The sequence below is a fragment of the Vibrio sp. HB236076 genome, from assembly GCF_040957575.1.
Classification (GTDB): domain Bacteria; phylum Pseudomonadota; class Gammaproteobacteria; order Enterobacterales; family Vibrionaceae; genus Vibrio.
This window is the reverse complement of sequence record NZ_CP162601.1, coordinates 2,450,044-2,476,042: the sequence shown is the minus strand read 5'-3', so window position 1 is coordinate 2,476,042 and position 25,999 is coordinate 2,450,044. Positions and strand designations below refer to the sequence as shown.

The window sequence follows — 25,999 nt, the reverse complement described above, 5'->3', positions numbered from 1 at the left end:
AAATGCGTGTATAAAAGACTTTGTAAAAACGCGTCATGCTAGCATGACCTGATTGTGAGGTGATATCCATATGAGCCATTTAAGGTTCATTTTTTTCACACAAAGAAAATCGTGAAAAAAATATCGCTTTCACTTGAGTAAGTATATAGTCTAATTCGTCAAAGCCATTTTAATTCTACGATTGTTCACGCGAAAGTGTGAAATCGTTACAAATATCATTAATTTTTAAGGGATTTGGGATGTTGATTCGCACAGAAGCCCCCGCTGATATATTGCCGATTGAGCAACTGGTTACTGACTACGGTGACTCTGATGAGTTGCCTAGGGCCATTCGCAAATTAAGGCAAACTGGGCAGATGACATTGTCATTGGTTGCCTGTGATGATGACGGGATGATTCAGGGGCATTTACTGTTTACTGAGTTAGCACTAGAATCGACCCAGTCTGTTCAGTGGCTGTGTGCGTTAACTCTTTCTCCTTCCTTTCAGCGTGATGGGTCGTTGAAAGAGGCGTTGATCGAATATGGGCTTGAAACACTTAGTGAGTTAAGTTATTCCACTTGTGTGACTCATCAAGGTGCTTGGTGGGCTTATAAAAGCACGGCGGATAAGATAGCAGTAGACAAGGCTGATCTCGACGCCTCCCATTGGGCTTGGTTAAGTTTGGCTCCCTCATCGACATCCTGTCCGAACAATCCAAGTTTTTTATTCTCGCCAGAACAAAAACAACTGTTTGTTTAAATTCTATTGATTATTGTACTGTTAAGCTAATGCGTGAAAATCATTCTTCATATTTGTCTGAGATGGGTATCAGTACCTGGCAACTCACTCATCCAGAACGTTTGCTTGGTTACCAAGCGAAAAAAATTTCACCGGTCAATGACTGCCAATTATTGTTAGTGATGTCAGAGAAACCCAGCCAAAACTACTCGACTTTGTTGCAAAAGATAGCGCAAAGTATGGGCCTGACGTTGTCTCAAGTTGGGCATGTTTTCCCCCGTGATATCAGCACGATTGATCAACAAGCTTTGCGTTGGGTGTGGTTTTGCGGTTGCGATCCGACTGCGCTTGATCATAGTGATATTTCAGTTTTGATCTCACCCAGTTTAGCGGTGATCAATGCTTCCCAAGCACATAAAAGACATCTATGGCACCAAATAAAACAAAGCTTAGGAGGCGAGCGTGATTAGGCCATTAACCGCGCATGATATAACGTGGGTGGAAGCGATTGAGCAACAAGTTCATCTCTCTCCCTGGAGTTACAGCACCTTATCAAAGCTTGATGGTCGAGGAGCTTATCACTTTGGTTATTTTGAGCAAGAAAAAGGGCTTGGGTATTGTTACTCACAGTGCATCGCTGGGGAAGTGCACCTTCACAATTTAGCCGTGGCGAAAGTCAACCAGGGACAGGGGATCGCGAGCTGTTTATTATCGGCCCTAATCACGCAGGCAAAAAGTCTCAATGCGGACAGTATATGGTTGGAAGTCAGGGTCAGTAACCTTTCTGCTCAAGCCCTGTACCACAAGTTTGATTTTTCAGAGGTCACTCGTCGAGAAAATTATTACCCGGCGAAGCAAGGTTATGAGGATGCGTTGATCATGTGTTTAACACTTTGATTCATCGATGGATTACTCAGGCAGTTGTTGGACTGCCTGAGTTTTTACCACGAGGGCAATTAGACGTTTTTAGCCCGAGATAACGTCCATTTTGTATCAAACTCTCGCAGTAAATAAAGCGTCAGACAAGCGCCAAGCATCGGCCAAGCGGCAAAAAACAGTAAATGTTTGAAGGGGTCCAAGTATTGATTAAACGAGGCCAGTGTCGAGCCCAAATGCATCAGTAAAATAAGTCCATAGGTATAACGCTTCGCAACGCCCGCCAAAAAAGCGACAACCAGTATCAACTGTGCAACACCTAAGAGGTAAATGATCGAGGTTGATGCATCCATAGAATAAAATTTTTGAAAAATGACCACACTATGGCCAGGATTCATAAACTTATCTAACGTCCAAATAAACATAACGATAAATACCCCAAGGCGCAATGACAGTAATGACCAACTCAGTCGTTGACCAAAGTTTGCCGGATAGGGTGCTTGATGTTCCATAATACTCTCCAGTTAATTATCTTTTAAATAAGAAAGCGTTTTTGGTTACTTTCTTTCACTTTGCCAAGAAAAAAGTTTTATCAATAGAAATTTTTTGATTCTTAGTGCGGTCTTTTTCTCTGAGGTCATCAATGGGTACCTGTCTTTTAATCTGTGTACACCAAAATATTGATCTGGTTTACAAAGTTTATTTTTATTTTTAAATCAGTTACGTAAAGGTATGGCTTCCAGCTAATCTTTAAATGTTAATCCGAATATTTCGTTAGTTATTGATGACTAACCGTGTTTGGGTCTTGATCACATGCGGTCCTTACACGGCCACACTTGGAGAAAATTATGTATAAAAAAATAGCGCTACTTGCGGTGCTAATAGGCGTGGCCACTGCGTTTTTTCATTTTGAACTCAATAGTTATCTCACGCTAGAAGGGATGAAAGCATCGCTTGATAGCTTCAAATTGACCATTGGCGAACACCCAGTCTCGAGCGCCTTGATCTTTTTTGTCATTTACGTTGCTGTCGCCGCCCTCTCTTTGCCTGGCGCTGCGATCATGACTCTGGCTTCAGGTGCCTTGTTTGGTTTAGCACAAGGTTTGTTCATCGTATCGTTTGCGTCAAGTGTTGGAGCGACATTGGCCTTTTTAGTGGCCCGATTTATTTTGCGTGATTCGGTGCGTAAGCGCTTTGGTGACAAACTAAAAAGTATCGATCAGGGCATAGAAAAAGAAGGCGCTTTTTATCTGTTTACTTTGCGTTTATTACCTGTATTTCCGTTTTTCTTGGTCAATTTATTGATGGGCTTAACCAGCCTTAAAACCTTGACATTTTATTGGGTTAGTCAGGTTGGCATGCTCGCGGGGACCATTGTCTATGTCAATGCCGGTACGCAATTAGCACAGATCGACAGTTTGGCTGGTATCCTCTCGCCCGGTTTGTTGTTTTCCTTTGTGTTACTGGGTATTTTCCCTTGGATTGCTAAATTTATTGTCGGCATTTTCCACAGTCGTCGCGTTTATAAGGGGTATAGCAAACCTAAGCGCTTTGATCGCAATTTAGTCGTTATAGGTGCTGGCGCTGGGGGCTTAGTCTCGAGTTATATTGCCGCCGCGGTAAAAGCCAAAGTCACTTTGGTCGAGGCTGGGGAAATGGGGGGCGATTGCCTCAATTACGGTTGCGTACCCAGTAAAGCGATCATCAAATCGGCCAAAATGGCTCATCAAATGCGTCATGCTGATAAATACGGCCTGGAGCCCGTTAACCCTGAGATTGTATTTAAAAAAGTGATGGCGAGAGTGCACCAAGTGATTGCCGCGATTGCCCCTAACGACAGTGTCGAACGTTATACCGAGTTAGGTGTGGATGTAGTTAAGGGGTACGCCAAAATTCGCGACCCTTGGACGGTGGATATCACCTTAGAGAATGGCGAGGTTCAAACACTGACGACCCAGAGTATTATCGTCGCTACTGGTGCGAGCCCATTTGTCCCGCCATTACCCGGGATCGAAGAGAGTGATTATGTGACATCCGATACATTATGGGAGCGCTTTTCTACGTTAGAATCAGCACCTAAACAATTGATTGTACTAGGTGGTGGGCCGATTGGTTGTGAGTTAGCTCAATCTTTCTCTCGCTTGGGCAGCAATGTAACTCAGGTTGAATTGGCCCCGCGCTTGATGGGTAGAGAAGATGCCGACGTTGCACAATACGCGCAAAGCGTTTTAACCGAGAGCGGTGTCAATGTATTAACTGAACACAAAGCGTTGCGCTTCGAGCGCGTTGGCCAACAAAAGCATCTCATTGTCGAGTATCAAGGCGAAGAAATCACCCTTGAATACGATGAAGTGATTGTCGCGGTTGGGCGTAAGGCACGTCTCAATGGCTTTGGTCTTGAAGAGCTTGGCATTGAGTTTGACCGCACAATTGAGACCGATGAGTATTTGCAAACCTTGTACCCCAATATTTATGCCGCGGGTGACGTCGTTGGGCCTTATCAGTTTACTCACGTCGCTGCTCATCAAGCCTGGTATGCTTCGGTGAATGCTCTCTTTGGTTGTTTTAAGAAGTTTAAAGCGGATTATCGCGTTATTCCATGGGCAACCTTTATTGACCCTGAGGTTGCTCGGGTCGGGTTAAACGAATCAGAGGCCAAGGCTCAAGGGATTGACGTTGAAGTGACGAAGTTCGAATACGAAGAGCTCGATCGAGCCATTACTGAAAGTGCTCGTCAAGGGTTTATCAAGATATTAACACCGCCAGGAAAAGATACCATTCTCGGCGTTACCATTGTTTCTGAGCATGCCGGCGATCTTATCCCTGAGTTTGTCTTGGCGATGAAGCATGGGTTAGGCTTAAACAAAATACTGGGTACTATCCACGCTTACCCAACTTGGGCGGAAGGAGCGAAATACACGGCGGGAAATTGGAAAAAAGCCAATAAACCAGAAAAAGTATTGGCTTGGCTTGAAAAGTACCACACTTGGCGTCGTCAATAACCAAGCGGGCATCCTCTTTTCCGGGGGATGCCTTTTATTTTGAACCGTGCATTTAGGTTGGAGCAATGCCAAATGGAGTTTAGGAGCAAAAATCGACCAATGAGAAGAAGCATATTATGCCGTTGCATGTGGCTTTTGAGTACGTTATTAACATCAGCATTGTCTCAAGCAGAAACGGTTCAGTTTTATGCTTGGGGGGGCAGTGCTCAAGTCAATGGTTACTTACAGTGGGCAAACCAGCAATTGCAACAGCAATACGGAATTACACTCAATCACGTTAAATTAGCAGACACCAGTGATGCCGTCTCACGGGTGTTAGCCGAAAAAGCCGCAGGTAATGATGACCGCGGTAGTGTCGATCTGATTTGGATTAACGGCGAGAATTTTGCGGCCATGAGTCGCCATCATTTGCTACTCAAAGATTGGGTCGCGGATTTGCCCAACTTTTCTTTGACAAATCCGGACAAAAACCCCGCAATGACCAAAGATTTTGGCTTAGATACACAAGGGCAAGAAGCCCCTTGGGGGAAAGCGGCAATGGTATTTTATTACAATAGTCGCTATATCGAGGCTCCCCCTGAAGATCTGCAGCAATTGTTGGCTTTTGCCAAACAGTTTCCGGGGCGTTTTACCTACCCATTACCCAGTGATTACTTAGGAATTACCTTCTTAAAGTATGCGCTCCTTGCGTTAAATAAAGACAATACCGACCCCTTATACCAACCGGTAACACAGGCTAATTTCGAACGAATGACCGCTCCATTGTGGCAGTATTTGGATCAATTACACCCTTTGATGTGGCGGCAAGGTCAGTATCGGTTGAGGCAAGCATCGCAATTGCAAAAATTGATGAGCGATCAAGAATTATTGCTGTCTTTTTCTTTTACTTCTGCTGAAATCCCCAGTGCGGTGACCCGCTACGATCTGCCGGAAAGTATTCGTACTTATGCGATGAAAGATGGCAGCTTAGGCAATATTCACTTTGTTGGTATCCCTTATAATACGGCTCATCCTGAGGCAGCTAAGAAAGTGGTTAACTTCTTTTTGTCGCCACAAGCTCAAGCAAAAAAACAACAAGTATCGGTGTGGGGAGATGAAACCGTTTTGGATTTGTCATTGTTAGAACCTGATATTCAAGCTCAGTTTTTACCCGATGTCGTTTTGCCATCAGCATTGCCATCCGGTGCTTATCACGCGCTTTTGCCAGAACCCGATGCAAGTTGGGCTGACGCCTTAAGAGAAGCTTGGTTTGAACGTTATGGGGAGCATTACTAATGATGAATTTTCAGCAATTTACTTGGCTGATGAGAATGGGCTTATTCGCAGCCCTACTGATCCCCGTTTTAATGGGCGTTGTCGGCGTGTTGATGCCGGCGCTTGGGTATTTTCCTGCTCTTGGTGAAATGGAGATAGGTTTTGGTGTCTTTGCCACACTCTTCCAAGTCGATGGTCTCGCCACCATGGTTGGTTTATCTCTTTTTACTGGGGTTATCTCGACGTTAATTGCCACCCTGGGTGCACTGGCACTGATCTCGGTTTTTTATCATCATGCTTGGTTGGCGAAGATTCAACGATTATTAAGTCCGTTATTGGTCATTCCCCATGCCGCTGCAGCGATTGCCCTTATTTTATTGTTATCCCCCTCTGGTTGGCTCGCTCGCATCGTCGTATGGGGGAGTGAGGCCATGCCTCCGCAGTGGGATTTTCCTTATGACCGCGGTGGTTTGGCGATAATTTTTGCTTTAGCGCTTAAAGAATTGCCTTTTATTTTTCTGATCTTGTTGAGTACATTAGAGCAGCCACAACTAAAACGCCGTTTTGATGGCTACTTAAAAACCGCACAATCTCTGGGTTATTCTCCGGTTATGTCATTGGTAAAAACAGTGTTGCCCGTGGTGTACCCTCATATCCGTTTGCCTCTGCTGGCCGTGCTTGCCTACGCAACGGCCAACGTGGAAATCCCGCTGATTTTAGGGCCTAATGATCCACCCACTTTGGCCGTCGCGATTCTTCATTGGTTTAACCATGTCGATTTATCACTGCGCTTTCAAGCTTCTGCAGCAGCGCTGTTACAATTAGCCGTCACTTTATTTGCATTGGTTTTTTGGCTGATTCTCGAGCGTGCTGTTCGGCTTTTAACCCAAGAGTCCTTGGTGCGTGGACGGTCATTTGGGGTTGAGCACTTATTCAAGTTTGTCGCTTATTTCTTTGTTGTTTTGTATTTTGTGATGGCATTGCTCATGATGTTGAGCTTAGTGTTGTGGTCACTGGCGACATATTGGTCTTTTCCGGATTTGCTTCCTCAAGGAGTGACGTTATTGCACTGGCAAACGGCTTTAACGGCTTTATCGACGCCGATTGTAAACAGTTTGGGGCTAGGTATTGTGGTTAGCCTTAGCGCGGTGTGTCTGGTCTTATTCGCACTAGAGGCCGAGGTTGGGCAAGTGATGCATAAAAAAGGTCGTTGGCGGCAGTGGGAGCATTGGCTTCTTAACGTCACCTTGTATTTGCCGTTAATTATTCCAGGTGTCGCCTTCCTATTTGGTTTGGTGTGGTTTCAGCAAGTCTATTGGCCTAAACTGCTGTGGTTTAATGTGTATATCAGCCATTTTGTTTATGTCTTACCTTACGTGTTTATCTCACTTGCCGTTTCGTATCGACGCTTTGAACCGCGCTACTTAAAAGTCGCTGCGGGCCTGGGGATCGGGCCGCTACAAACGTTTTTACACGTCAAATTACCCTTGTTATTTCGCCCAATTTTAGTGGCGTTTGCCTTGGGGTTATCGATCAGTTTTAGTCAGTATTTACCCACATTACTTGCTTCCGGCGGGCGTATGGCAACAGTGACGACAGAAGCGGTGGCGATTGTTTCTGGCAGCAGTACTCGCTTAAGTGCCGTGTATGTTTTGGTTCAACTGATACTGCCTTTACTCGGTTTCGTGCTGGCTTGGTGGTTACCTAAGGTATGTTTTAACCCCAAAACTGAAACAACACACAAATAATAGAGGGAATCATGAATTTAGTCTTAGACAACATTGCCATTTTTAATGGCGATACCCCCTTACTGACCATCAATGAGACCGTGGGGGCTGGGGAAGTTTTGACCATAATGGGGCCATCCGGTGTCGGTAAGTCCACATTACTTGATGTGATTAGCGGCCAGTTGCAAGCGCCTTTTCACTATACAGGGAGTGTAAAATTTGGTGATAATGCACTTGATAGTATGCCGTCGCATTTGCGCAAGATCGGGGTTTTGTATCAAGATGCCTTGTTGTTTGAACATTTCACGGTTGAGCAAAACATTGCTTTTGCTATGAATGGTGCGAAAGCAAGTTGGCGTAAAGCTGAGCAACAGCATTGGATTGCTGAGCAGTTATCGCAGATTGGGTTAGCCAAGATGGCTAAGCGCTCTGTCGATACTTTATCGGGGGGGCAACAAGCCCGTGTGGCGCTGCTGCGTACCTTGGCCTCTGAGCCTAATGCCGTGTTGCTCGATGAACCGTTTAGCAAATTAGATACGTCGCTGCGACAACAAATACGCGATTGGGTGTTTGAGCAATTATCCGAGCGTGGTTTACCTGCGGTTCTAGTGACACACGATAAAGAAGACAGTGCCATGCTTAATGGCCAAGTCATTGAGGTTTAGTATGTTTGATGCCAAGGTCACCCCTTATATAAAACCAATACTCAATCCTTTCATTGTTGCCTTGGACAAAAAAGGAGTGCGCCCAAACCACGTGACAGTGGCGGGTTTTGTGATTGGCTTAATGACCATGCCAATGATCATTCACGGTTTTTGGTTGATGGCACTTCTGTGTATTGCCATTAATCGCCTTTGTGATGGCATTGATGGTCAATTGGCGCGTTATCAAGCCTCGAGTAGCAGTGCAGGGGGCTATCTTGATATTTGCCTCGATTTTTTGTTTTATGCGTCCGTTCCTTTGGCGTTTGGTATTGCCAATCCGAATGAGTGGGGGATCCCCGCTTTGTTACTTATTGCAAGTTTTATTGGTACTGGGAGCAGCTTTCTCGCCTTTGCGATTGCCGCAGAAAAATACCAAATCGATAAACCCCAATTTCGCCACAAGAGTTTTTATTATATGCAAGGCTTAACCGAGGGGTTTGAGACCATTTTGGCTTTTGTGGCTTTTTGTTTGTGGCCGCATTACTTTCCGGTTTTGGCTTATGTTTTTGCCCTTGCTTGCTCTATTACTATTGTGACTCGGATTGTCGGTGGGTTTTACACACTAAAACAGGTCGAAGAAAATGGATGAACAGAGTGCTAGCATTCGGCTGAGCGTGTTTCTCTCTGTCTTTGTGGTGATGGCGATATGGGAAGCGTTATTACCCGCGAGGCATTCGCCGGTTTCTAAAGTGCGTCGCTGGTGGGGAAACCTTGCAATGATTGTTGTTGGCTCTGTTGCTGCTCGAGTGGTTTTGCCAATGACACTAACCGGTATTGCTCTGTGGTCGGCAGAGCATAATTTCGGGGTATTTCATTGGCTCGACACCGCGATAGTGTTCGCCACTATTTTGGGGGTGTTACTACTGGATGTGGTGATTTATTGGCAGCATAGGCTTAGTCATACCATCCCCATTTTATGGCGTTTACACCAAGTACACCACGCAGATGGACATGTTGATACAACGACAGGGTTGCGTTTTCACCCATTTGAAATCGTGATGAGCTTAGCGATTAAAGCATTGGTGGTACTCTTATTCGGTATTCCTGCTGTCGCGGTGGTCATTTTTGAAGTGGCGCTGAATGGCTTTGCCATTTTTAATCACGCCAATATTCGCCTCCCCAAAAAGTGGGATGATCGACTGTCTTATATCTTTATTACTCAAAGGGTACATCGTGTACATCACAGTGTGAAACTCAATGAATCAAATAGTAATTTTGGGTTTAGTGTCTCGTGGTGGGATAGGTTATTTGGCAGTTACAAGTCGCAAGGTGAGAAAAGCGATGAAACCCTCGACATTGGGCAAAATGCATTTCCTGCCAATAATGATAATGCGAGCTTGTGGCGATTGTTGACCATGCCTTTTGCCAAAAGAAAATAGCCATACCTACCAGTAAGCCGCCAATAAGGCGGCTTAATTTATCGGTTTTAAAGCTCAGTGACAGAGGGCAAATATGACGAATCACTCCGTTATGTTGGATGTCAGGAACTGAAGCCATTGAGGTAAAATCTTCTGAACGAATCATCCATCTTTCTGACCATCAACAAGTAATAAATCAGGCGATGATAGCTTTACATTGATTTTCAGGAGAATTCAGATGACAGCAGTAGCACACTAGTTAACCCCTTTTCTAACATCTTACGAAGTGATGGCTCGTTACCACATTAGCTGTACGACGCTCTGGCAAAGAATAAAAGATGGCAGCTTGCCGCAACCTCGTATCAACCGAAATACACGAAACAATTTGTGCCACATTCAAGACCTAGAAGCGTATGACAAGAAAGAGGACTGTGCCTCTTTCTTTTATTGTCCGAAACGCCAGTTGAATGGAAAGTCTGTCGGCTCGATGATGGTTTCTAGTTGTTGATACCAAACGTCGTAAGCATGACGCATTTCATCCAGGTACTGATATTGGTTGTAGATAGCATCCAACCCTTTTTTGCTGTGGACAATCATCAACTCGGCAACTTCTTACGTCGTGATGGCCGATATTCGCGTTCGCATCGTTCTGCTAAGATCATGTATAGACCAGTGTTCCATCTCAATACCAAGCGACCTGCGAGTCCAGGTTTTCACATTGTTAGGAATAGTGGTATCAAAGCCATTTGTGGCAAGCTCTTCTTGTCCGTTCGCGGGAAGCAAGTAAGTTGATTTGCTCATCTGCATCGCCAGTTCAATCAGCTCGATAGCTGGTTTAATTAATGGCCGCATGGTCGGCGATTCAATTTTCTCACCTTGTTTGCGGATCTCTACAGGCTCTGTCCACATTGCAGATTGGAAATCAAAGTGATGCTTTTTAGCTTGAATGAGTTCGCCCTTGCGGTCTCCCAATAACAGAAGCAATTTTATGTAGATGCGATTCTTCTCAATGATTTTTGACTTGTGTAAATAGCGCCAAAGTATCCTGAGCTCGTTGTCGTTTAGCACCCGAGTTCGTTTGCCTTTTTTACCGCCGACCTTTTTGCAGTGATCCCAGCGGCGGCGTTAATTTCCAATATTTGTTCATCAATCAGCCAGTCATAAACTTATGCAGCACTGACACTAGGCGTTCTGTGTTTGAAGGGGACGACTCCGAAACTTCACGAAGACAGTTTCGCAAGGACAATTCATTGATGTCAGTTAATGGGTACTTGCCAAGTCGGTTCAGCAAATATATTTCACTGCTGTGTTTTTGGTAGTGCCACGTTTTCTCCTTTTTCCTTGGCCGATACACCCTTACTTAGTCTATCTTGGTCGGCTTTTACTACGCTTTCTTTTGTTTCTTTATTTAACCTCGCATGGAGCCAGCTAACTGTTAACGGCATGTGATAAAGCCAGCCCTAGTTTGTTGAATTCTGAAAAGAGTTCTTGTTACAGAGGTAATATCAACAAATAATCCAATTACTATCTCTGAGGGAAATACGGGATTTCGTACTACTTTTATGTCTTTTTGTGTAACGTAATGCAGGTCTATTTTCTCTACTATAGCATCATAAATTGAATAGGAGCAGAAAATGAAATTGGTCGCATTGGTAACAGGTACATCTACAGGTTTAGGTATTGCACTTAGTGTGCAACTGGCGCAACAAGGTTATGAAGTCTACGCGACGATGCGTGATGTCGCTAAATCGCAAGCGCTATTAAACGCAGCTAAGGAAGCAGGTGTGACTTTACATGTGCTAGCGCTTGACGTACAGGATAATGACACAATTACCAATAGTGTTGAGCGCATTATTGCAAAGCACGGTCAAATAGACTTACTGATAAACAATGCAGGGGCGGGATGCGTTCGCACAACAGAGCATGCGACAGAAGCCGAAGTTAAATGGGTGATGGATGTTAACTTTCACGGTATCGTGCGTTGTACCAAGGCTGTATTGCCTCATATGCGTCGGCTAAAACAGGGTAAAATCATTAATATTGGTTCAGTTGGTGGGTTAGTTGGCCAGCCATTTAGCGACATATACTGTGCGGCAAAATTTGCGGTAGAAGGATACACAGAAGCCTTGGCTAGTTACATTACGCCTAGTTTTGGTATCCAATTTTGCTGTGTCGAGCCGGGGGGGATTGCGACTGAGTTTGCTAATAACGTAATCGCTCAATTACAATCAAATGGTGACATGCCTAACGATTCATACAAGCCAGTCTTTGAGGCCTTTTTGGCAAGTGGCGCAGGCTCTGAACGAGATGACTTATATCAAAGCCCAGAGCAAGTGGCAGAGATCGTGGTAACAACCGCGTTAAATGAACAGTTGCCGCTCCGTATTCGCACGTCTGCTTGGGCAGAACAATTTACCGCATTAAAAACACAAGCTGACCCAAGCGGCTTGAAACAACTAGCAATAGTCCAACAAACGTTTGGGTAGATTAAGGTGAACAACTCCGTTTTGCACTTTGAACATATTAGTGATTATTTAACAGCAGCAGGGTTTGCAGCGCCTAACCATCCGCTCGTCGCAACAATGAGGCTAAGTGCCGCACAATTAGCGGTACGCCCCCCGAGTTTTGCTAAAGGGGTGCAGTTATCGGGCGGTTTTTATTACCTTGCGTTAAAGCAGGTTACTCAAGGGCAGTTATTCTACGGCCGCACCGAATATGACTGCCAAACGGGTACCTTAATTGCTATGGCTCCTAATCAAAAAATGTCGAGTCATGATGTAACGATTGAAGCTGATGCCTGTGTCTTAATGCTACATCCAGATTATGTGCGTGGGCTTCCACTTGAGATGTTACTTAACGAGTGTGGTTTTTTTCAATATCAGGTCAATGAGGCGTTGCATGTCTCCACGTCTGAGCAAGCTATATTGCAACAGTTATTTAATGCATTAGAGCACGAATTACAAGGTGGCTACGACAGTACTAGTCGAGATATTATTTTGTCTCAAATTACGGTGTTAATGCATTATTGCCAGCGCTTTTATCAGCGTCAGTTTATCCAGCGCAGTGAGCTGCAAGGTGATTGGCACAGTCGTTTGGTTGTCTTGTTAGATGCGCATTATGCAAACCAAAGTCACTATATTGAATTACCCAACTTGCAACAGCTTTGCAACCAAATGCAAGTGTCGCCGCGTTATTTAACGGATGCCTTGAAGGCACAAACGGGGCAAAGTGCGAAGGCATGTGTGCAAAACTATTTGATTAATAAAGCAAAAAACTTATTGCTGGCGAGTAATCAAAGTATCAACCAAGTGGCGTACGAACTTGGCTATGAAAGTGCGGGTTACTTTACCCGTATATTTAAAAACAAAACCGGTAAAACACCTAAACAATTTCGTGAATCTATGCAGTTTAGGCATTAGTATTTATATAAATTCTTGGTTCAATTTAATTGTGACGTGATACCGGTATGACCGCTATTGAGTGCATTAAATGGTTCGCTTCGGATGAACGTTTAATACAAATGGGGATAGGTGGTAAAGTGAGCGCACATTTGAACAAGCAGAAGATTGTTTTTTTAGGGGCAACTGGCGCGGTGGGCTCGGTCGCTTTTGATCGTATTTTACGGTTTTCAGAAGTCATAGATGTATTGTCACTAGGAAGAAGAGCAATTGATGTTAAAAAATCGATAGCAAAGGTAAAATCTCGCGTTATAGATATTCATGATGTCAATACTTATTCGGCTCTTATTAACGGCTACACTACGGCAATTTGCACATTAGGTGTTGGCGAGCCTTCAAAGTTATCAAAGACTGAGTTTGTCAAAATTGATAGAAGCGCTGTTTTAGCATTTGCAAAGGTGTGTAAGTCTAAGGGCGTGAAGCATTTTCAATTACTTTCCTCTGTCGGTGTTAATAAAAAATCTCGAAATTTTTACCTTCGTACTAAAGGGGAGCTGATTGATAAATTGATTCAGCTAGACTTTGAACGGTTGAGTATTTTTCAACCGTCTATGATTTTAACGCCCCAGAACAGATATGGACTTACTCAAGCCTTAACACTGATGGTTTGGCCAAAACTTGATTTCTTGTTACGCGGGGAACTCCGTCAATATCGGGGTATTAAAGTAGAATTGCTAGGCAATGCGATTGCAAACAATCTCTTATTGGCAAAAAGAGGTATTGAATACTTACAATATGATGAGTTTATGTCGCTGCAGTGATAATCCGCTATCATCGTTCTGAGTTTGATGTGAACTGAATTGTACCTTTCAGACATACGGCCCACTTGTGTGTCTAGCGAAGGTCGCGAGTCGTTAATAGGATTCTCAGTTTTAAGTGTACTATTGTGCTTGCTAAAAAAGAGATGGTAAATAAAGTGTCGGTGCGTGATTTATAACACTCAGGCTTTTTGCTAGAATGCGCTCAAATTTTTCAATGCTCCGATAGAGGTTTGCTGGTTTGTAGGTCTAGCGGGCTATTTAACGGTCAGAGCTTAGAGCAAACCTTATTTTTTTGCACTCCTTCTGCCTACTATAAGCGGTTGCAAAATGGGAATTTAGATTTATGGCAAACCAAGATTTTCTCAATCAAGTCAATAAGCGAAGAACCTTTGCTATCATCTCTCACCCTGATGCGGGTAAAACGACCATCACTGAAAAAGTCTTGTTATTTGGACGCGCGATTCAGTCGGCGGGCACCGTAAAAGGCCGAGGTTCAAGCCAGCATGCCAAATCTGACTGGATGGAAATGGAAAAAGAGCGCGGTATCTCGGTGACCACCTCGGTGATGCAATTTCCTTACAACGAGTGTTTAGTCAACTTACTCGATACTCCCGGACACGAAGATTTCTCTGAAGATACCTACCGTACATTGACGGCTGTCGATTCTTGTTTGATGGTGATTGACGCAGCCAAAGGTGTCGAAGATCGCACGCGCAAGTTAATGGAAGTCACTCGCTTGCGCGATACGCCCATTGTTACCTTTATGAACAAACTTGACCGTGATATCCGTGACCCAATGGAGTTGCTTGACGAAGTAGAAAGTGAACTCAATATGGCGTGCGCTCCTATCTCATGGCCGATCGGGTGTGGTAAAGAGTTTAAAGGTGTGTACCACATACATCGCGATGAGACGATTTTGTACAGTACCGGTCAAGGGCACACGATTCAAGATGAGCGTATTGTTAAAGGTTTGAACAACCCTGAATTGGATCAAGCGATTGGCGTTGAGCTCGCTGAGCAATTGCGCGAAGAGCTTGAGCTCGTTGTTGGGGCATCGAATGAATTTGATCTTGAGTTGTTCCTCAGTGGTGAACTCACGCCGGTTTTCTTTGGTACCGCTTTGGGTAACTTCGGTGTTGATCATATGCTCGATGGTCTCACCCAATGGGCGCCGTCGCCATTGCCTCGTCAAACCAACGAGCGAGTCGTCAGTGCCGAAGAAGAGAAGTTTTCTGGTTTTGTGTTTAAGATCCAAGCAAACATGGATCCCAAACACCGCGACCGCATTGCCTTTATGCGTATTGTGTCCGGCACCTACCAGCAAGGGATGAAAATGAATCACGTGCGCCTGGGCAAGCAGATAAACATTGCCGATGCTGTCACCTTTATGGCCGGTGATCGTGCGCGTGCAGAGCAAGCTGTCGCGGGTGATATTATTGGTTTGCACAACCATGGTACCATCCAAATTGGCGATACCTTTACTCAAGGTGAAACGCTTAAGTTCTCGGGGATCCCTAACTTTGCCCCTGAATTGTTCCGCCGAATTCGCCTTAAAGATCCATTAAAGCAAAAGCAATTGCTCAAAGGGTTGGTGCAACTTTCAGAAGAGGGGGCGGTACAGGTATTCCGCCCACTGCAAAACAATGATTTGATTGTTGGTGCCGTTGGGGTCTTGCAGTTTGACGTCGTCGTTGCACGCTTAAAATCTGAATACAATGTTGAAGCGATTTATGAAAGCGTTAACGTGGCCACAGCACGCTGGGTTGAATGTGAAGACGAGAAGAAGCTCGATGAGTTCCAACGTAAGAATCAGACGAACCTTGCGCTCGATGGTGGTGATAATTTGAGCTACATTGCCCCGACCATGGTCAATCTAAACTTGGCGCAAGAGCGTTTCCCTGATATCCAATTCAGAGCAACTCGTGAGCACTAATCGTGTAGCCTGATCATTTGAAATGGCCAATAAAAAGCGGAGTCATAGTGACTCCGCTTTTTTATGTCAAAAGCTTTATTCACGTTCTTTGGTGTAGGGAACACCGATGGCTTTCGGGGCCATGGCTTTGCCAATAAAGCCCGCCAATAAAAAGACCGTTAACACATAAGGCAATGCTTCAATGGCTTGTACCGGGATGGCGATGTCGCCGATACTAAAGCCTTGCATGCGGATCGCCAGAGCATCCAAAAAGCCAAATAGCAAACACGCCGCCATGGCGGTAAAGGGACGCCATTTACCAAAAATCAACGCCGCCAATGCCATATAGCCTTTACCTGCACTCATGTTGGGAATAAATTGCGCGGTTTGCGCCACTGAGAGGTAGACACCGCCAATGCCGACGAGGACGCCACAGATGATCACACCGGCGTAACGCGTGCCATTCACGGAGATCCCAGCGGTATCGACAGCAGAAGGTGAATCTCCCACAGCGCGCAGGCGCAAACCAAAGCGAGTTTTAAACATCACAAACCAAGCGAATGGCACCGCGAGGATCAATAAATACTCAAGCAAAGAGTGTCCACTGATCAATTCATGGTAAAAATAACCCACCACAGGAACATCGGCAAGAGCTTGAGCACCAGGTAATTCGATCGGGGCAAAGCGAGCATCGCCGGAGAGAGAAGGGGTTTGTCCTCCTTGGTGATACCAATAGCGCCCCAGTGTCACGGTGAGACCGACGGCAAGAATATTGATCGCCATACCGCTGACGACTTGATCGCCTTTATGAGTAATGGCAGCAAAGCCGTGCATTAAGGATAAAAGTACGGAGATGCCAATACCTGCAAACAGCCCAAGCATGGCCGAGTTGGTTTCATAAGATACCGCAGCCCCAACAAATGCCGCAGAGAGTAATTTGCCTTCTAGAGCAATGTTAACCACACCAGCGCGCTCACAAAACATCCCGGCTAAGGCGGCAAATATCAGTGGTGTTGCGACGCGAATGGTGGCGTCGAGCATGAGAATAATGGTTTCGTACATAATCAAGCTTCTCCTTGACGAGGAGTGACAAGGCGTAAGTAGAGTTTTTCAAGCGTGGGTCTAAACATGTGTTCTAAAGCGCCAGAAAATAAAATCACTAACCCTTGCAAAACAACAACAATATTACGGTCAACACCGTATTCGAAACTCAGTTCGGCCCCCCCTTGATATAAAAAGCCAAATAACAAACTGGCGAGCAGTACACCGACTGGGTGATTGCGGCCCATGAGCGCTACGGCAATACCAGTGAAGCCAAAGCCTTCAACGAAGTTGAGCTTAATTTGGTGCAATTCCCCTTGTAAGACGTTTAAGCCAAAAAAGCCGGCGAGCATCCCTGATATTGCCATTGCCATCACGACGACTTTGACATAGTGAATCCCCGCGTAGCCAGCGGCTGACGGGTTAGCACCCACTGCGCGTATTTCGTAACCCCAGCGACTATGCCAAATGAACAGCCATACAAACACACAGCAAAGCAAAGCAAAAATAAAGCTTAAGTTGAGTGGGCTTGCGGCAATGTCGATACCCAATGGCGCTAATATCTGATGCATTTTGGGTAGCCAGCTGCCCTCGGCAAAGATGCGACTTTCAGTTGCCATCGTGTCTGCGGGCTTGAGAATATCCACCAGTAAATAGGCCATTAATGACGCGGCAATAAAGTTGAACATGATGGTCGTGATCACAATGTGAGAGCCGCGGGTAGCTTGTAGATAGGCAGGAATAAAGCCCCACGCAGCCCCAAACAGCCCGCCGGCGATGATCGCGACCGGGAACACAACATACCAAGGCGCAAATTCCCCCAAGGTCAAACAGACCAAACCGACTCCTAAGCCACCAATATAGGCTTGTCCTTCGCCGCCAATGTTAAATAAGCTGGCTTTAAAGGCAACAGAAACAGCCAGACCAGTAAAGATGAAGCCAGTGGCATAATACAAGGTATAACCAAAGCCTTCTTCGTAACCAAAGGCGCCGGTCCACATGGTTTTCGCCGCGTCAACGGGATTGATACCAATGTAAAAAAACAAAATCGCGGAAACAAGGAAGGCTACCGCAACGTTAATGGCGGGCAACAATGCAACCGTTACCCAAGCCGGAACTTTCTTTTGACTCATTAGTGCGATCCTTGAACTGGTTTTAAATGATCAGGCAAAATATTGGCCATCATTAAGCCGAGCGTTTTCTCGTCGGCTTGCTCTGCACTGACTTCACCGACAATGGCCCCGTCAAACATGACTAAAACTCGGTCAGATAAACTGAGAATTTCGTCGAGTTCGACCGATATCAGTAACACGGCTTTACCGGCATCGCGTCCGGCAATAACTTGCTGGTGGATGTATTCAATTGCACCAATGTCGACACCGCGGGTGGGCTGGCCGACTAATAATACATCCGGGTTTTGCTCCATTTCTCGTGCAATAACCAATTTTTGTTGGTTACCCCCTGAAAAATTGGCTGTTTTTAAATGCACATTATTCGGACGCACATCCCATTTATCCATATTGACTTGGCAAGCGTCTCTTATGGCTTGTTTGTTTTGTAAGAACCCCTTGTTGTATTTTTCTTGGTTGTGATAACCAAGGATGTAGGCTTCTTGTGCTTCAAACTTGTTAATGAGGCCTTGTTTGTGGCGATCCTCTGGGATGTGTCCGACTTTCATCGCACGAACTTGTTGAGGGTCTTTAGGGGTTTGGGCTGTGATGGTGTTTCCATTGAGATCGATCGAGCCTGATGAAGGGGTTAGGATGCCAGATAACAAGCCCAACACTTCGGATTGTCCATTGCCAGAAACCCCGGCAATACCAACCACTTCTCCGGCTCTAACGTTAAAACTGATGCTTTTGACTCGTTCGACACCGCTGCTGTCGAAATACTGAAGTTTATCGACTTGAATCAAAGGTTGCTTTGGCATCGCGATGTCTTTATCCACTTTTAAGCGCACTTTACGCCCTACCATCAGTTCGGCGAGTGCGTCTTGATCGGTATCACAAGTTTTCACGTGCGCCACCATTTCGCCTTGGCGCATTACGGAAATATTATCCGTAATCGCAAGCACTTCACGCAGTTTATGGGTAATGATCATCACGGTGGTGCCTTGTTGGCGTAACTTGTCGAGAATGCGAAATAAGTGATCGGCTTCTTGTGGCGTTAAAACCCCTGTCGGTTCATCTAAGATCAAAATTTTCGCATCTCGATACAGGGCTTTTAATATTTCGACACGCTGTTGTAAGCCAACAGGAAGCTCGCCCACAATGGCATCTAAAGGCACTTCTAAGCCGTAATCTTGTTCAATTTTCAGTAATTTCTTACGAGCAGAAGACAAACTTTCACTGAGTTTCCAGCCCTTTTCTGCGCCGAGAATGATATTTTCTAATACCGTGAATGTATCGACTAGCATAAAGTGTTGATGGACCATGCCAACACCGGCTTTGATCGCCTCTTGTGAATTGGCGGGTTTATAGAGCTGGCCATTGATGTGCATGCTGCCTTGGTCAGCATGATAAAAACCGTAAATAATGCTCATCAGGGTTGATTTACCGGCACCATTTTCGCCGATGATGCCATGTATTGAGCCTTGAGGAATTTGAAGATCGATATGTTTGTTGGCATGAACGGCGCCAAAGCGTTTATCAATTCCTTTTAGTTCGATGGCGAAGTCTTGGGAAGTCATCACATTTACATCCTGAAATCTGTGAATGTTTACACCCATTACATCCATTAATACTGAATAATCAAGCTAATACACCGATCATCATTAAATGGTTAATCCTTGCCTTGGTGGGCAGTGTCTCGATTAACACCGAAATGAGATGGCTCGACTAAAGAGTATTTAAAAGCTGTGATGAGTCTTGTTGAAGACGCGTATGGCACTGCAAGAAGAGCCATGCCACTGTCAACGTGGTATCGCAAAACAATTCTTGGGTTATTGTAATCTCAATTACCGGCCACCCTTGAAATAGAGGATCGTCAGGGTGGCCATACGTGAGTTTATTGACTATTCATCAATGACGATTAGTAGGTACAAGTATTGTCAGACATGTAATCGTGAACCACGATCTTACCGGCGACGATATCGTCTTTTAACCCGTCGACATAGGCTTTGAGATCAGAAGAAATAAGCGCTTTGTTGTTGTCATCCAGTGCCCAAGCTACGCCGTCTTCTTTCAGGCCAAGCACTTTGATACCAGGGGTCCAACTTCCTTGCATTGCGGACTCCCACGTATCGTAAGCGGCCATGCCGACACGCTTAACCATTGAAGTCAGCATCGTTCCAGGTTGAATGTGGTTTTGGTTAGAATCAACACCGATAGCGAATTTTCCTGCATCTTTTGCTGCTTGATACACCCCCATCCCCGTACCGCCTGCTGCGGCGTAAATAACGTCAGCGCCTTTTGAGAATTGAGATTTTGCTAATTCAGAACCTTTGGCTGGATCCGAGAAAGCCGCTGGCGTTGAGCCCGTCATATTTTGCAAAATAGTGGTATCGGCATTGGCGTATTTCACGCCTTGTTGATAACCGCATTCAAATTTTCGGATCAACGGAATATCCATACCACCAACGAAACCAACGACACCAGTTTTCGAAGTTTTAGCGGCAATCGCACCTACTAAGAAAGAGCCTTCATGTTCTTTAAAGATCACAGATTGAACATTGGGTTTGTCGATGACCATGTCGATGATGGTGAATTTGATATCCGGAAACTCGCCTGCCACTTTTTCGACAGCAGAGGCCATGTTAAAACCAACGGCAACGATCGGGCTAAAACCACGACTGGCAAGGCGACGCAGACCTTGCTCTCGTTGTGCTTCGTTTTGTGGTTCAAATTCACGAACTTTAACATCTTTATCGGCATTGAATTTCTCAACGCCGTTTCTAAATACGGCTTCGTTAAAAGATTTATCAAATTTACCGGCGGTATCATAAACCACAGCCGGTTTTTCGGCGGCAAAAGAAGAGAAAGAGCTAATTGCTAAAGTGAGCGCTGAAAGAGTGAGTATGGATTTTTTCACTGGTGATATCCCTATGTTGTATTGTAATCATCATTAACGTCGTTCTTATTGGCAATGTGAGCGTTACTGTATTTTGCTCACATCATTATTATTATGATGGGTAAGATTTGAATTGAGCATGCCTTTGCTCAAAAAATCGAATAGATTTTTTAAAAAGTCGATCCTGGTCTTACCTGAACAAATATTATCCTGAGTTACCCATAAAAAAAAGCCATCTCAGTCACAGCTAATTGACATAGATGGATACTTTTTGATCTAAATTGTGATGTAAATCACTAATGAAGTGGGGGAGTGGCTTGTTCTCTATCGCGCGTTGTTCGTCTTAAATGATGATTTTATCGACTCTACACATCGTATAACGTGATAATCTAGTCTCTCGTCCCACCCATTTAGTCAATCGATACTTGAGCGTCTTGTCGATTGGTTAGGAGGTTTATTTGTCGCCATTGTTTGATACCCATTGTCACCTTGACCGCCAAGATCGCAGTGCGCTTTCTCTAGACTCTATTTTAGAACAGGCGCAACAAGTTGGGGTGAACCGCTTTATGTTGCCAGCTTGTTTCGCCGCAAATTGGCAAGAGGTTGTCGAGATAACCAAGCACAATGAAGGGGTGTATTGTGCTTTGGGGTTGCACCCCTATTTTATCGAACATCATCAAAACAGCGATTTAGATAGATTGGCTACCTTGTTGGAAAGCCGGGAACAATCAAAATGTGTGGCGGTTGGTGAAATGGGACTGGATTTTTATCATTCACGTGACACGCAGGAAAAACAGACGTTTTTCTTTCAACAGCAAGTGAAGTTAGCGAACCGCTATCAGTTGCCTGGGGTGATACACAATCGTAAGGCGTCACAGGACATCGTCAAACTGTTGCGCCGCACCCCATTGGAAAACGGGGGAGTGGTACACGGCTTTACCGGGAGTCTTCAGGAAGCAAAGCAATTTATTGATTTGGGAATGATGATCGGCGTGGGGGGAAGCATTACGTATTTACGTGCACAGAAAACGCGTCACACCATCGCGAGTTTACCACTTGAGTGTTTGGTGTTGGAAACCGACGCCCCTGATATGCCGTTATCAGGCCGACAAGGACAAGAAAACTACCCCTTTTATTTACCGCAAATATTTGAACACTTGGTGGCACTTCGCTCTGAGTCCAAGCAAGTGATCGCCGAGGTCTTGTGGGCCAATAGCCATCGCTTATTTTCGGTGAAATGACATTGATGCAATCGTTTACATACTAAAGTTGGGTGAATTTGCTTTTATCTCGGGTTGTTTTTTGAGCTATTTCACAAAATTGTCATCTGTTACATCTAGAACCACATAAAAGTGTGAAATTGGTACTACTTTCTTGGCGATGGATACGTATAATTGGCGCTTCTTTTAATGCCCCTTTTTTGCCATCAACTATAAGGAAGCCATAAACCATGAGCCTGTTTATGAGCCTGATTGGGATGGTCGTACTGATCGCTATCGCAGTACTGCTATCTGATAATCGCAAAGCCATCAATCTTAGAACTGTGGGTGGTGCATTTGCCGTCCAATTTATCCTCGGAGGGTTTGTACTTTACGTCCCTTGGGGTAAAGACCTTCTCGCTGGTTTTTCTGCCGGTGTACAAAATGTGATCGATTACGGTAAAGACGGCATCAGCTTTCTGTTCGGTAGTTTGGTTAACTTTTCGGTCGACGGTATTGGATTTATTTTTGCTTTCCAAGTGCTGCCAACCGTTATCTTTTTCTCCTCGTTGATTTCTGTATTGTATTACTTAGGTGTGATGCAATGGGTGATCAAAATTTTAGGCGGCGCTCTACAAAAAGCGCTCGGCACTTCTCGCGCAGAATCTATGTCTGCTGCGGCTAACATTTTTGTCGGCCAAACCGAAGCACCATTGGTCGTGCGTCCATTCGTACCTAAAATGACTCAGTCAGAGTTGTTTGCCGTGATGTGTGGTGGCCTGGCTTCTGTTGCGGGTGGTGTATTAGCGGGTTACGCTTCAATGGGTGTACCTCTTGAATACCTTGTTGCTGCGTCATTTATGGCGGCGCCAGGCGGTTTGTTGTTTGCCAAGATCATCAAGCCTGAAACCGAAACACCAAACGATGAAATCATCGAAATTGATGGTGGTGACGAAAAACCCGCTAACGTCATCGATGCTGCGGCAGGTGGTGCCTCTATGGGTCTACAACTGTCGTTGAACATTGGTGCAATGCTGCTTGCCTTTATCGGTTTGATCGCTTTGCTAAACGGCATCTTAGGTGGTGTGGGTGCATGGTTTGGCTTTGAGCACTTAACCCTAGAATTGTTATTGGGTTGGTTGTTTGCCCCATTGGCTTACGTGATTGGCGTGCCTTGGAATGAAGCGACCTTGGTTGGTTCTTTCATCGGCCAAAAAATTGTCGTCAACGAATTTGTTGCTTACCTCAACTTCATTCCATACGTTGGTGAAGGTGCACAAGTGGTTGCTCAAACCGGTCAAGTTCTATCTGAAAAATCAACAGCTATTATTTCGTTTGCATTGTGTGGTTTTGCGAACTTGTCCTCCATTGCTATTTTACTTGGTGGTCTGGGCGGTATTGCGCCAAACCGTCGTCAAGACATCGCTCGCTTTGGGGTTAAAGCCATTGCTGCAGGTACCTTGTCGAACTTGATGGCCGCGACCATCGCCGGTTTCTTCTTGTCGTTCTAAACCCAGGACGTCAAACATCAGAACCATATTGTCAGCCCTATAGTGCTTTGCTATAGGGCTGCTTGTTTTTTAATTACTTTTTTTGAGATACAAAACGTTTGCGTTTTTAAACTGGCTACCTTTTGTGAGTGAAAAGCTCTACTCTTGAACAGTGAATACGTTATCGACACAGCGGTGACAGGGATAGCAATTGATCAGACGATCGAGTCTTCAAGGAACCAAGTCCGTTCATCTAGGTGCCAGTTCGCTCAACGAATGGTGACTGTGAACTTTATTGGAGAGAAAAATGAACGAATTACAGCAACAAGCTCTACGCGCTTTACGTCTAATGGACCTAACAACGCTCAATGATGACGATACCAATGAAAAAGTGGTGAGTTTGTGCCAACAGGCGAAAACGGCAGTTGGAACCACCGCGGCGGTATGTATTTACCCTCGCTTTGTGCCGATTGCGAAAAAAACATTGGCTGAGCAAGGCACCCCAGAGGTGAAAATTGCCACGGTAACGAACTTCCCACATGGCAACGACGATATAGAGATTGCGGTTGCTGAGACCCGTGCTGCCGTTGCTTACGGCGCTGATGAAGTCGATGTGGTGTTTCCGTACCGCCGCTTAATCGCCGGCGATGAGCAATGCGGCTTTGATTTAGTTAAAGCGTGTAAAGCGGCTTGTGGCGATACTGTATTGTTAAAAGTCATTATTGAAGTCGGCGAATTAAAAACTGAAGCCTTGATCAAACAAGCGTCGAAAATTTCGATTGAAGCCGGTGCCGACTTTATTAAAACCAGCACGGGTAAAGTGGCGGTTAATGCGACGCCAGAATACGCACGTTGGATGTTAGAGGTGATAGCTGAGCTCGGTGTTAGTGACACTGTTGGTTTTAAACCCGCTGGTGGTGTGCGCAGCGCTGAAGACGCAGCGGCTTATTTGGCGATGGCCGATGAGATTCTCGGTGCGCAGTGGGCTGATCAGCGTCACTACCGTTTTGGCGCGTCGAGTTTGTTGACGAACTTGCTCAATACCCTTGACGTCTCTGATGACGTTGCTGACCCAAACGCTTATTGATTTGGCGATTTGTATTGAGGAGGCAGGATGTTTCTAATACAAGAATTAATCGCTAAAAAGCGTCTTGGTAAAGTGTTAAGTCGAGACGAGATTTATTTTTTGATCGATGGCATTACAAAAGGGACGGTGGCGGATAGCCAAGTGGGTGCTTTTGCAATGGCCGTGTGCTTTCAGGATATGACCAAGCAAGAGCGCATCGACTTAACCTGTGCAATGCGCGATTCTGGTCAAGTATTAAATTGGCGAAGTCTAAACTTGTCTGGTCCGATACTCGACAAGCACTCGACAGGCGGCGTTGGTGATGTGACGTCTTTGATCTTGGGTCCTTTAATTGCTGCTTGTGGCGGCTATGTCCCCATGATTTCAGGGCGTGGGCTTGGTCATACCGGCGGCACGCTCGATAAACTTGAAGCCATCCCTGGTTATCAAGTCGAAGTCTCAAATCAAAAAATTGGCACGACCTTACAATCGGCAGGTGTGGCGATCATTGGTCAAAGCGGGGAATTGGCTCCGGCGGATAAACGCATTTATGCCATCCGAGATGTGACTGCGACGGTCGATAACATCTCGTTGATCACGGCTTCCATTCTGGCCAAAAAACTGGCCGCTGGACTCGATGCACTGGTCATGGATGTCAAGGTGGGATCCGGTGCCTTTATGCCCAGTTATCAAGAGTCACAAAATTTGGCACAAAGCATCGTTGATGTTGCCAATGGGGCTGGTACCCAGACTCGAGCTCTACTGACCGACATGAACCAAGTACTGGCTCAGTCGGCGGGCAATGCGTTGGAAATTAAAGAAGTCATTGCCCTGCTGACAGGGGATGTGCGTTCTTCGCGTTTGTACCATGTCACCATGGCGTTGTGCCAAGAGTTACTTGTGATGGGTAAGCTGGCTCACCATGCTCAAGAGGCGAAAGTCATGCTCGAGCGCGCGCTCCAAAGCGGCGAAGCGGCAGAGCGCTTTAACCGCATGGTCGCCTGTCTTGGTGGGCCGAATGACATTATTTCCACTTACCAAGAACACCTACCGCAAGCGAAAATCGTTCGTCCGGTGTTTAGTTCAACCAATGGTATTATTGGCCAGATAGATACCAAGCAAGTGGGCATGGCAGTCGTTGAGCTTGGCGGTGGTCGTAAACAACCAACAGATAAGCTGAATTACAGTGTCGGTTTAGAGGCGATTTGTGGTGTCGGCGAGGAAGTGGATTCGCAGCGCCCACTGGCTTTGATTCACGCTCAAAGCGAGGAAGACTGGCAACGTGCCGCTCGTCGCTTGCAACAAGCGATAGTGACGACTCAAGAGCCGGTTGAATCAATCACGTCGGTGTATCAAACGATTGAATAATTTTATCGGCTAAGTCGGTAAACGACACCACTTAGCCACATTAAGTCAGATTGACT

General features: G+C 45.4%; 22 protein-coding genes and 2 pseudogenes. 18 read left to right on the top strand and 6 right to left on the bottom strand.

What is annotated here, in order from left to right:
- Positions 1-239: 239 nt before the first annotated feature.
- Genes AB0763_RS10815 through rimI form a run of 3 tightly spaced genes read left to right on the top strand, consistent with a single transcriptional unit; the run spans position 240 to position 1,616 of the window.
- Positions 240-740, top strand: a complete 501-nt coding sequence (locus AB0763_RS10815) for a GNAT family N-acetyltransferase (protein WP_306100675.1) — start codon at positions 240-242, stop codon at positions 738-740.
- A gap of 29 nt (positions 741-769) precedes the next feature.
- A complete protein-coding gene (locus tag AB0763_RS10810) occupies positions 770-1,189 on the top strand; it encodes a DNA polymerase III subunit psi (RefSeq protein WP_306100676.1) in 420 nt (139 codons plus the stop codon).
- Positions 1,182-1,616 (top strand): ribosomal protein S18-alanine N-acetyltransferase, encoded by a 435-nt coding sequence (gene rimI, locus AB0763_RS10805; protein WP_306100677.1) that lies wholly within the window; start codon positions 1,182-1,184, stop codon positions 1,614-1,616. Before AB0763_RS10810 ends, rimI begins: the two co-directional genes overlap by 8 nt.
- Positions 1,617-1,675: 59 nt before the next feature.
- Here rimI and AB0763_RS10800 read toward each other — a convergent pair whose 3' ends face one another.
- Entirely contained in the window at positions 1,676-2,107 is a 432-nt protein-coding gene (locus tag AB0763_RS10800; RefSeq protein ID WP_306100678.1) for a hypothetical protein, read from the bottom strand.
- Positions 2,108-2,440: 333 nt separating this feature from the next.
- Between AB0763_RS10800 and AB0763_RS10795 the strand changes: the two genes are divergently transcribed.
- From AB0763_RS10795 to AB0763_RS10765, 7 genes and pseudogenes are all read left to right on the top strand, one after another.
- Positions 2,441-4,597: an FAD-dependent oxidoreductase gene (locus AB0763_RS10795; RefSeq protein WP_306100848.1), complete on the top strand. Its 2,157-nt coding sequence runs from the start codon at positions 2,441-2,443 to the stop codon at positions 4,595-4,597.
- A gap of 135 nt (positions 4,598-4,732) precedes the next feature.
- On the top strand, positions 4,733-5,872 hold the full coding sequence (locus tag AB0763_RS10790; protein WP_306100679.1) for an ABC transporter substrate-binding protein: 1,140 nt from the start codon (positions 4,733-4,735) through the stop codon (positions 5,870-5,872).
- Positions 5,872-7,599, top strand: coding sequence for an ABC transporter permease (locus AB0763_RS10785; protein WP_306100680.1), 1,728 nt, complete (start codon positions 5,872-5,874; stop codon positions 7,597-7,599). Before AB0763_RS10790 ends, AB0763_RS10785 begins: the two co-directional genes overlap by 1 nt.
- An 11-nt stretch (positions 7,600-7,610) precedes the next feature.
- Positions 7,611-8,243 (top strand): ATP-binding cassette domain-containing protein, encoded by a 633-nt coding sequence (locus AB0763_RS10780; RefSeq protein ID WP_306100681.1) that lies wholly within the window; start codon positions 7,611-7,613, stop codon positions 8,241-8,243.
- A 1-nt stretch (position 8,244) separates the two neighbouring features.
- Entirely contained in the window at positions 8,245-8,871 is a 627-nt protein-coding gene (locus tag AB0763_RS10775; protein WP_306100682.1) for a CDP-alcohol phosphatidyltransferase family protein, read from the top strand.
- Positions 8,864-9,661 (top strand): sterol desaturase family protein, encoded by a 798-nt coding sequence (locus AB0763_RS10770; RefSeq protein ID WP_306100683.1) that lies wholly within the window; start codon positions 8,864-8,866, stop codon positions 9,659-9,661. The genes AB0763_RS10775 and AB0763_RS10770 overlap by 8 nt, the downstream gene beginning before the upstream one ends.
- Before the next feature lie 265 nt (positions 9,662-9,926).
- Positions 9,927-10,070, top strand: a pseudogene (locus tag AB0763_RS10765) (DNA-binding protein); the annotation flags it as partial.
- A 14-nt stretch (positions 10,071-10,084) separates the two neighbouring features.
- On the opposite strand, the pseudogene AB0763_RS10760 reads toward AB0763_RS10765, so the two are convergent.
- Positions 10,085-11,085 (bottom strand): annotated as a pseudogene (locus tag AB0763_RS10760) (tyrosine-type recombinase/integrase).
- Between the two features lie 189 nt (positions 11,086-11,274).
- Between AB0763_RS10760 and AB0763_RS10755 the strand changes: the two are divergent.
- From AB0763_RS10755 to prfC, 4 genes are all read left to right on the top strand, one after another.
- Complete coding sequence (locus AB0763_RS10755; protein WP_306100684.1) at positions 11,275-12,126, top strand: SDR family oxidoreductase; 852 nt, start codon at positions 11,275-11,277, stop codon at positions 12,124-12,126.
- Positions 12,127-12,132: 6 nt separating this feature from the next.
- Positions 12,133-13,059, top strand: a complete 927-nt coding sequence (locus tag AB0763_RS10750) for an AraC family transcriptional regulator (protein ID WP_306100685.1) — start codon at positions 12,133-12,135, stop codon at positions 13,057-13,059.
- Between the two features lie 47 nt (positions 13,060-13,106).
- Entirely contained in the window at positions 13,107-13,859 is a 753-nt protein-coding gene (locus AB0763_RS10745; protein ID WP_306100686.1) for an NAD(P)H-binding protein, read from the top strand.
- 343 nt (positions 13,860-14,202) lie between these two features.
- Complete coding sequence (gene prfC / locus AB0763_RS10740; protein WP_306100687.1) at positions 14,203-15,792, top strand: peptide chain release factor 3; 1,590 nt, start codon at positions 14,203-14,205, stop codon at positions 15,790-15,792.
- A gap of 75 nt (positions 15,793-15,867) precedes the next feature.
- Here prfC and AB0763_RS10735 read toward each other — a convergent pair whose 3' ends face one another.
- The 4 genes from AB0763_RS10735 to AB0763_RS10720 all read right to left on the bottom strand — a co-directional run bounded on the left by AB0763_RS10735 (position 15,868) and on the right by AB0763_RS10720 (position 20,841).
- Entirely contained in the window at positions 15,868-16,833 is a 966-nt protein-coding gene (locus tag AB0763_RS10735; RefSeq protein WP_306100688.1) for an ABC transporter permease, read from the bottom strand.
- Positions 16,834-16,835: 2 nt separating this feature from the next.
- Positions 16,836-17,945 carry an ABC transporter permease gene (locus AB0763_RS10730; RefSeq protein WP_306100689.1) on the bottom strand — a complete coding sequence of 370 codons (1,110 nt, stop codon included), beginning with the start codon at positions 17,943-17,945 and terminating at the stop codon, positions 16,836-16,838.
- Positions 17,945-19,501, bottom strand: coding sequence for an ABC transporter ATP-binding protein (locus AB0763_RS10725; protein ID WP_306100849.1), 1,557 nt, complete (start codon positions 19,499-19,501; stop codon positions 17,945-17,947). Before AB0763_RS10725 ends, AB0763_RS10730 begins: the two co-directional genes overlap by 1 nt.
- A 341-nt stretch (positions 19,502-19,842) precedes the next feature.
- A complete protein-coding gene (locus AB0763_RS10720) occupies positions 19,843-20,841 on the bottom strand; it encodes a BMP family protein (protein WP_306100690.1) in 999 nt (332 codons plus the stop codon).
- Positions 20,842-21,278: 437 nt separating this feature from the next.
- Between AB0763_RS10720 and AB0763_RS10715 the strand changes: the two genes are divergently transcribed.
- From AB0763_RS10715 to deoA, 4 genes are all read left to right on the top strand, one after another.
- A complete protein-coding gene (locus AB0763_RS10715) occupies positions 21,279-22,061 on the top strand; it encodes a TatD family hydrolase (RefSeq protein WP_306100691.1) in 783 nt (260 codons plus the stop codon).
- Between the two features lie 209 nt (positions 22,062-22,270).
- Positions 22,271-23,530, top strand: a complete 1,260-nt coding sequence (locus AB0763_RS10710) for a NupC/NupG family nucleoside CNT transporter (protein WP_306100692.1) — start codon at positions 22,271-22,273, stop codon at positions 23,528-23,530.
- Between the two features lie 286 nt (positions 23,531-23,816).
- Complete coding sequence (gene deoC, locus AB0763_RS10705) at positions 23,817-24,596, top strand: deoxyribose-phosphate aldolase (protein ID WP_306100693.1); 780 nt, start codon at positions 23,817-23,819, stop codon at positions 24,594-24,596.
- Between the two features lie 27 nt (positions 24,597-24,623).
- Positions 24,624-25,943 carry a thymidine phosphorylase gene (gene deoA / locus AB0763_RS10700; protein WP_306100694.1) on the top strand — a complete coding sequence of 440 codons (1,320 nt, stop codon included), beginning with the start codon at positions 24,624-24,626 and terminating at the stop codon, positions 25,941-25,943.
- Positions 25,944-25,999 lie beyond the last annotated feature (56 nt).

What these genes read in the sequence shown, in the direction of transcription:
- AB0763_RS10815 (WP_306100675.1), top strand. Translation starts at nt 240, where the DNA reads ATGTTGATTCGCACAGAAGCCCCCGCTGATATATTGCCGATTGAGCAA.
- AB0763_RS10810 (WP_306100676.1), top strand. Translation starts at nt 770, where the DNA reads ATGCGTGAAAATCATTCTTCATATTTGTCTGAGATGGGTATCAGTACC.
- AB0763_RS10800 (WP_306100678.1), bottom strand. Translation starts at nt 2,107, where the DNA reads ATGGAACATCAAGCACCCTATCCGGCAAACTTTGGTCAACGACTGAGT.
- AB0763_RS10785 (WP_306100680.1), top strand. Translation starts at nt 5,872, where the DNA reads ATGATGAATTTTCAGCAATTTACTTGGCTGATGAGAATGGGCTTATTC.
- AB0763_RS10780 (WP_306100681.1), top strand. Translation starts at nt 7,611, where the DNA reads ATGAATTTAGTCTTAGACAACATTGCCATTTTTAATGGCGATACCCCC.
- AB0763_RS10775 (WP_306100682.1), top strand. Translation starts at nt 8,245, where the DNA reads ATGTTTGATGCCAAGGTCACCCCTTATATAAAACCAATACTCAATCCT.
- AB0763_RS10770 (WP_306100683.1), top strand. Translation starts at nt 8,864, where the DNA reads ATGGATGAACAGAGTGCTAGCATTCGGCTGAGCGTGTTTCTCTCTGTC.
- AB0763_RS10755 (WP_306100684.1), top strand. Translation starts at nt 11,275, where the DNA reads ATGAAATTGGTCGCATTGGTAACAGGTACATCTACAGGTTTAGGTATT.
- AB0763_RS10745 (WP_306100686.1), top strand. Translation starts at nt 13,107, where the DNA reads ATGACCGCTATTGAGTGCATTAAATGGTTCGCTTCGGATGAACGTTTA.
- prfC (WP_306100687.1), top strand. Translation starts at nt 14,203, where the DNA reads ATGGCAAACCAAGATTTTCTCAATCAAGTCAATAAGCGAAGAACCTTT.
- AB0763_RS10735 (WP_306100688.1), bottom strand. Translation starts at nt 16,833, where the DNA reads ATGTACGAAACCATTATTCTCATGCTCGACGCCACCATTCGCGTCGCA.
- AB0763_RS10730 (WP_306100689.1), bottom strand. Translation starts at nt 17,945, where the DNA reads ATGAGTCAAAAGAAAGTTCCGGCTTGGGTAACGGTTGCATTGTTGCCC.
- AB0763_RS10725 (WP_306100849.1), bottom strand. Translation starts at nt 19,501, where the DNA reads ATGACTTCCCAAGACTTCGCCATCGAACTAAAAGGAATTGATAAACGC.
- AB0763_RS10710 (WP_306100692.1), top strand. Translation starts at nt 22,271, where the DNA reads ATGAGCCTGTTTATGAGCCTGATTGGGATGGTCGTACTGATCGCTATC.
- deoC (WP_306100693.1), top strand. Translation starts at nt 23,817, where the DNA reads ATGAACGAATTACAGCAACAAGCTCTACGCGCTTTACGTCTAATGGAC.
- deoA (WP_306100694.1), top strand. Translation starts at nt 24,624, where the DNA reads ATGTTTCTAATACAAGAATTAATCGCTAAAAAGCGTCTTGGTAAAGTG.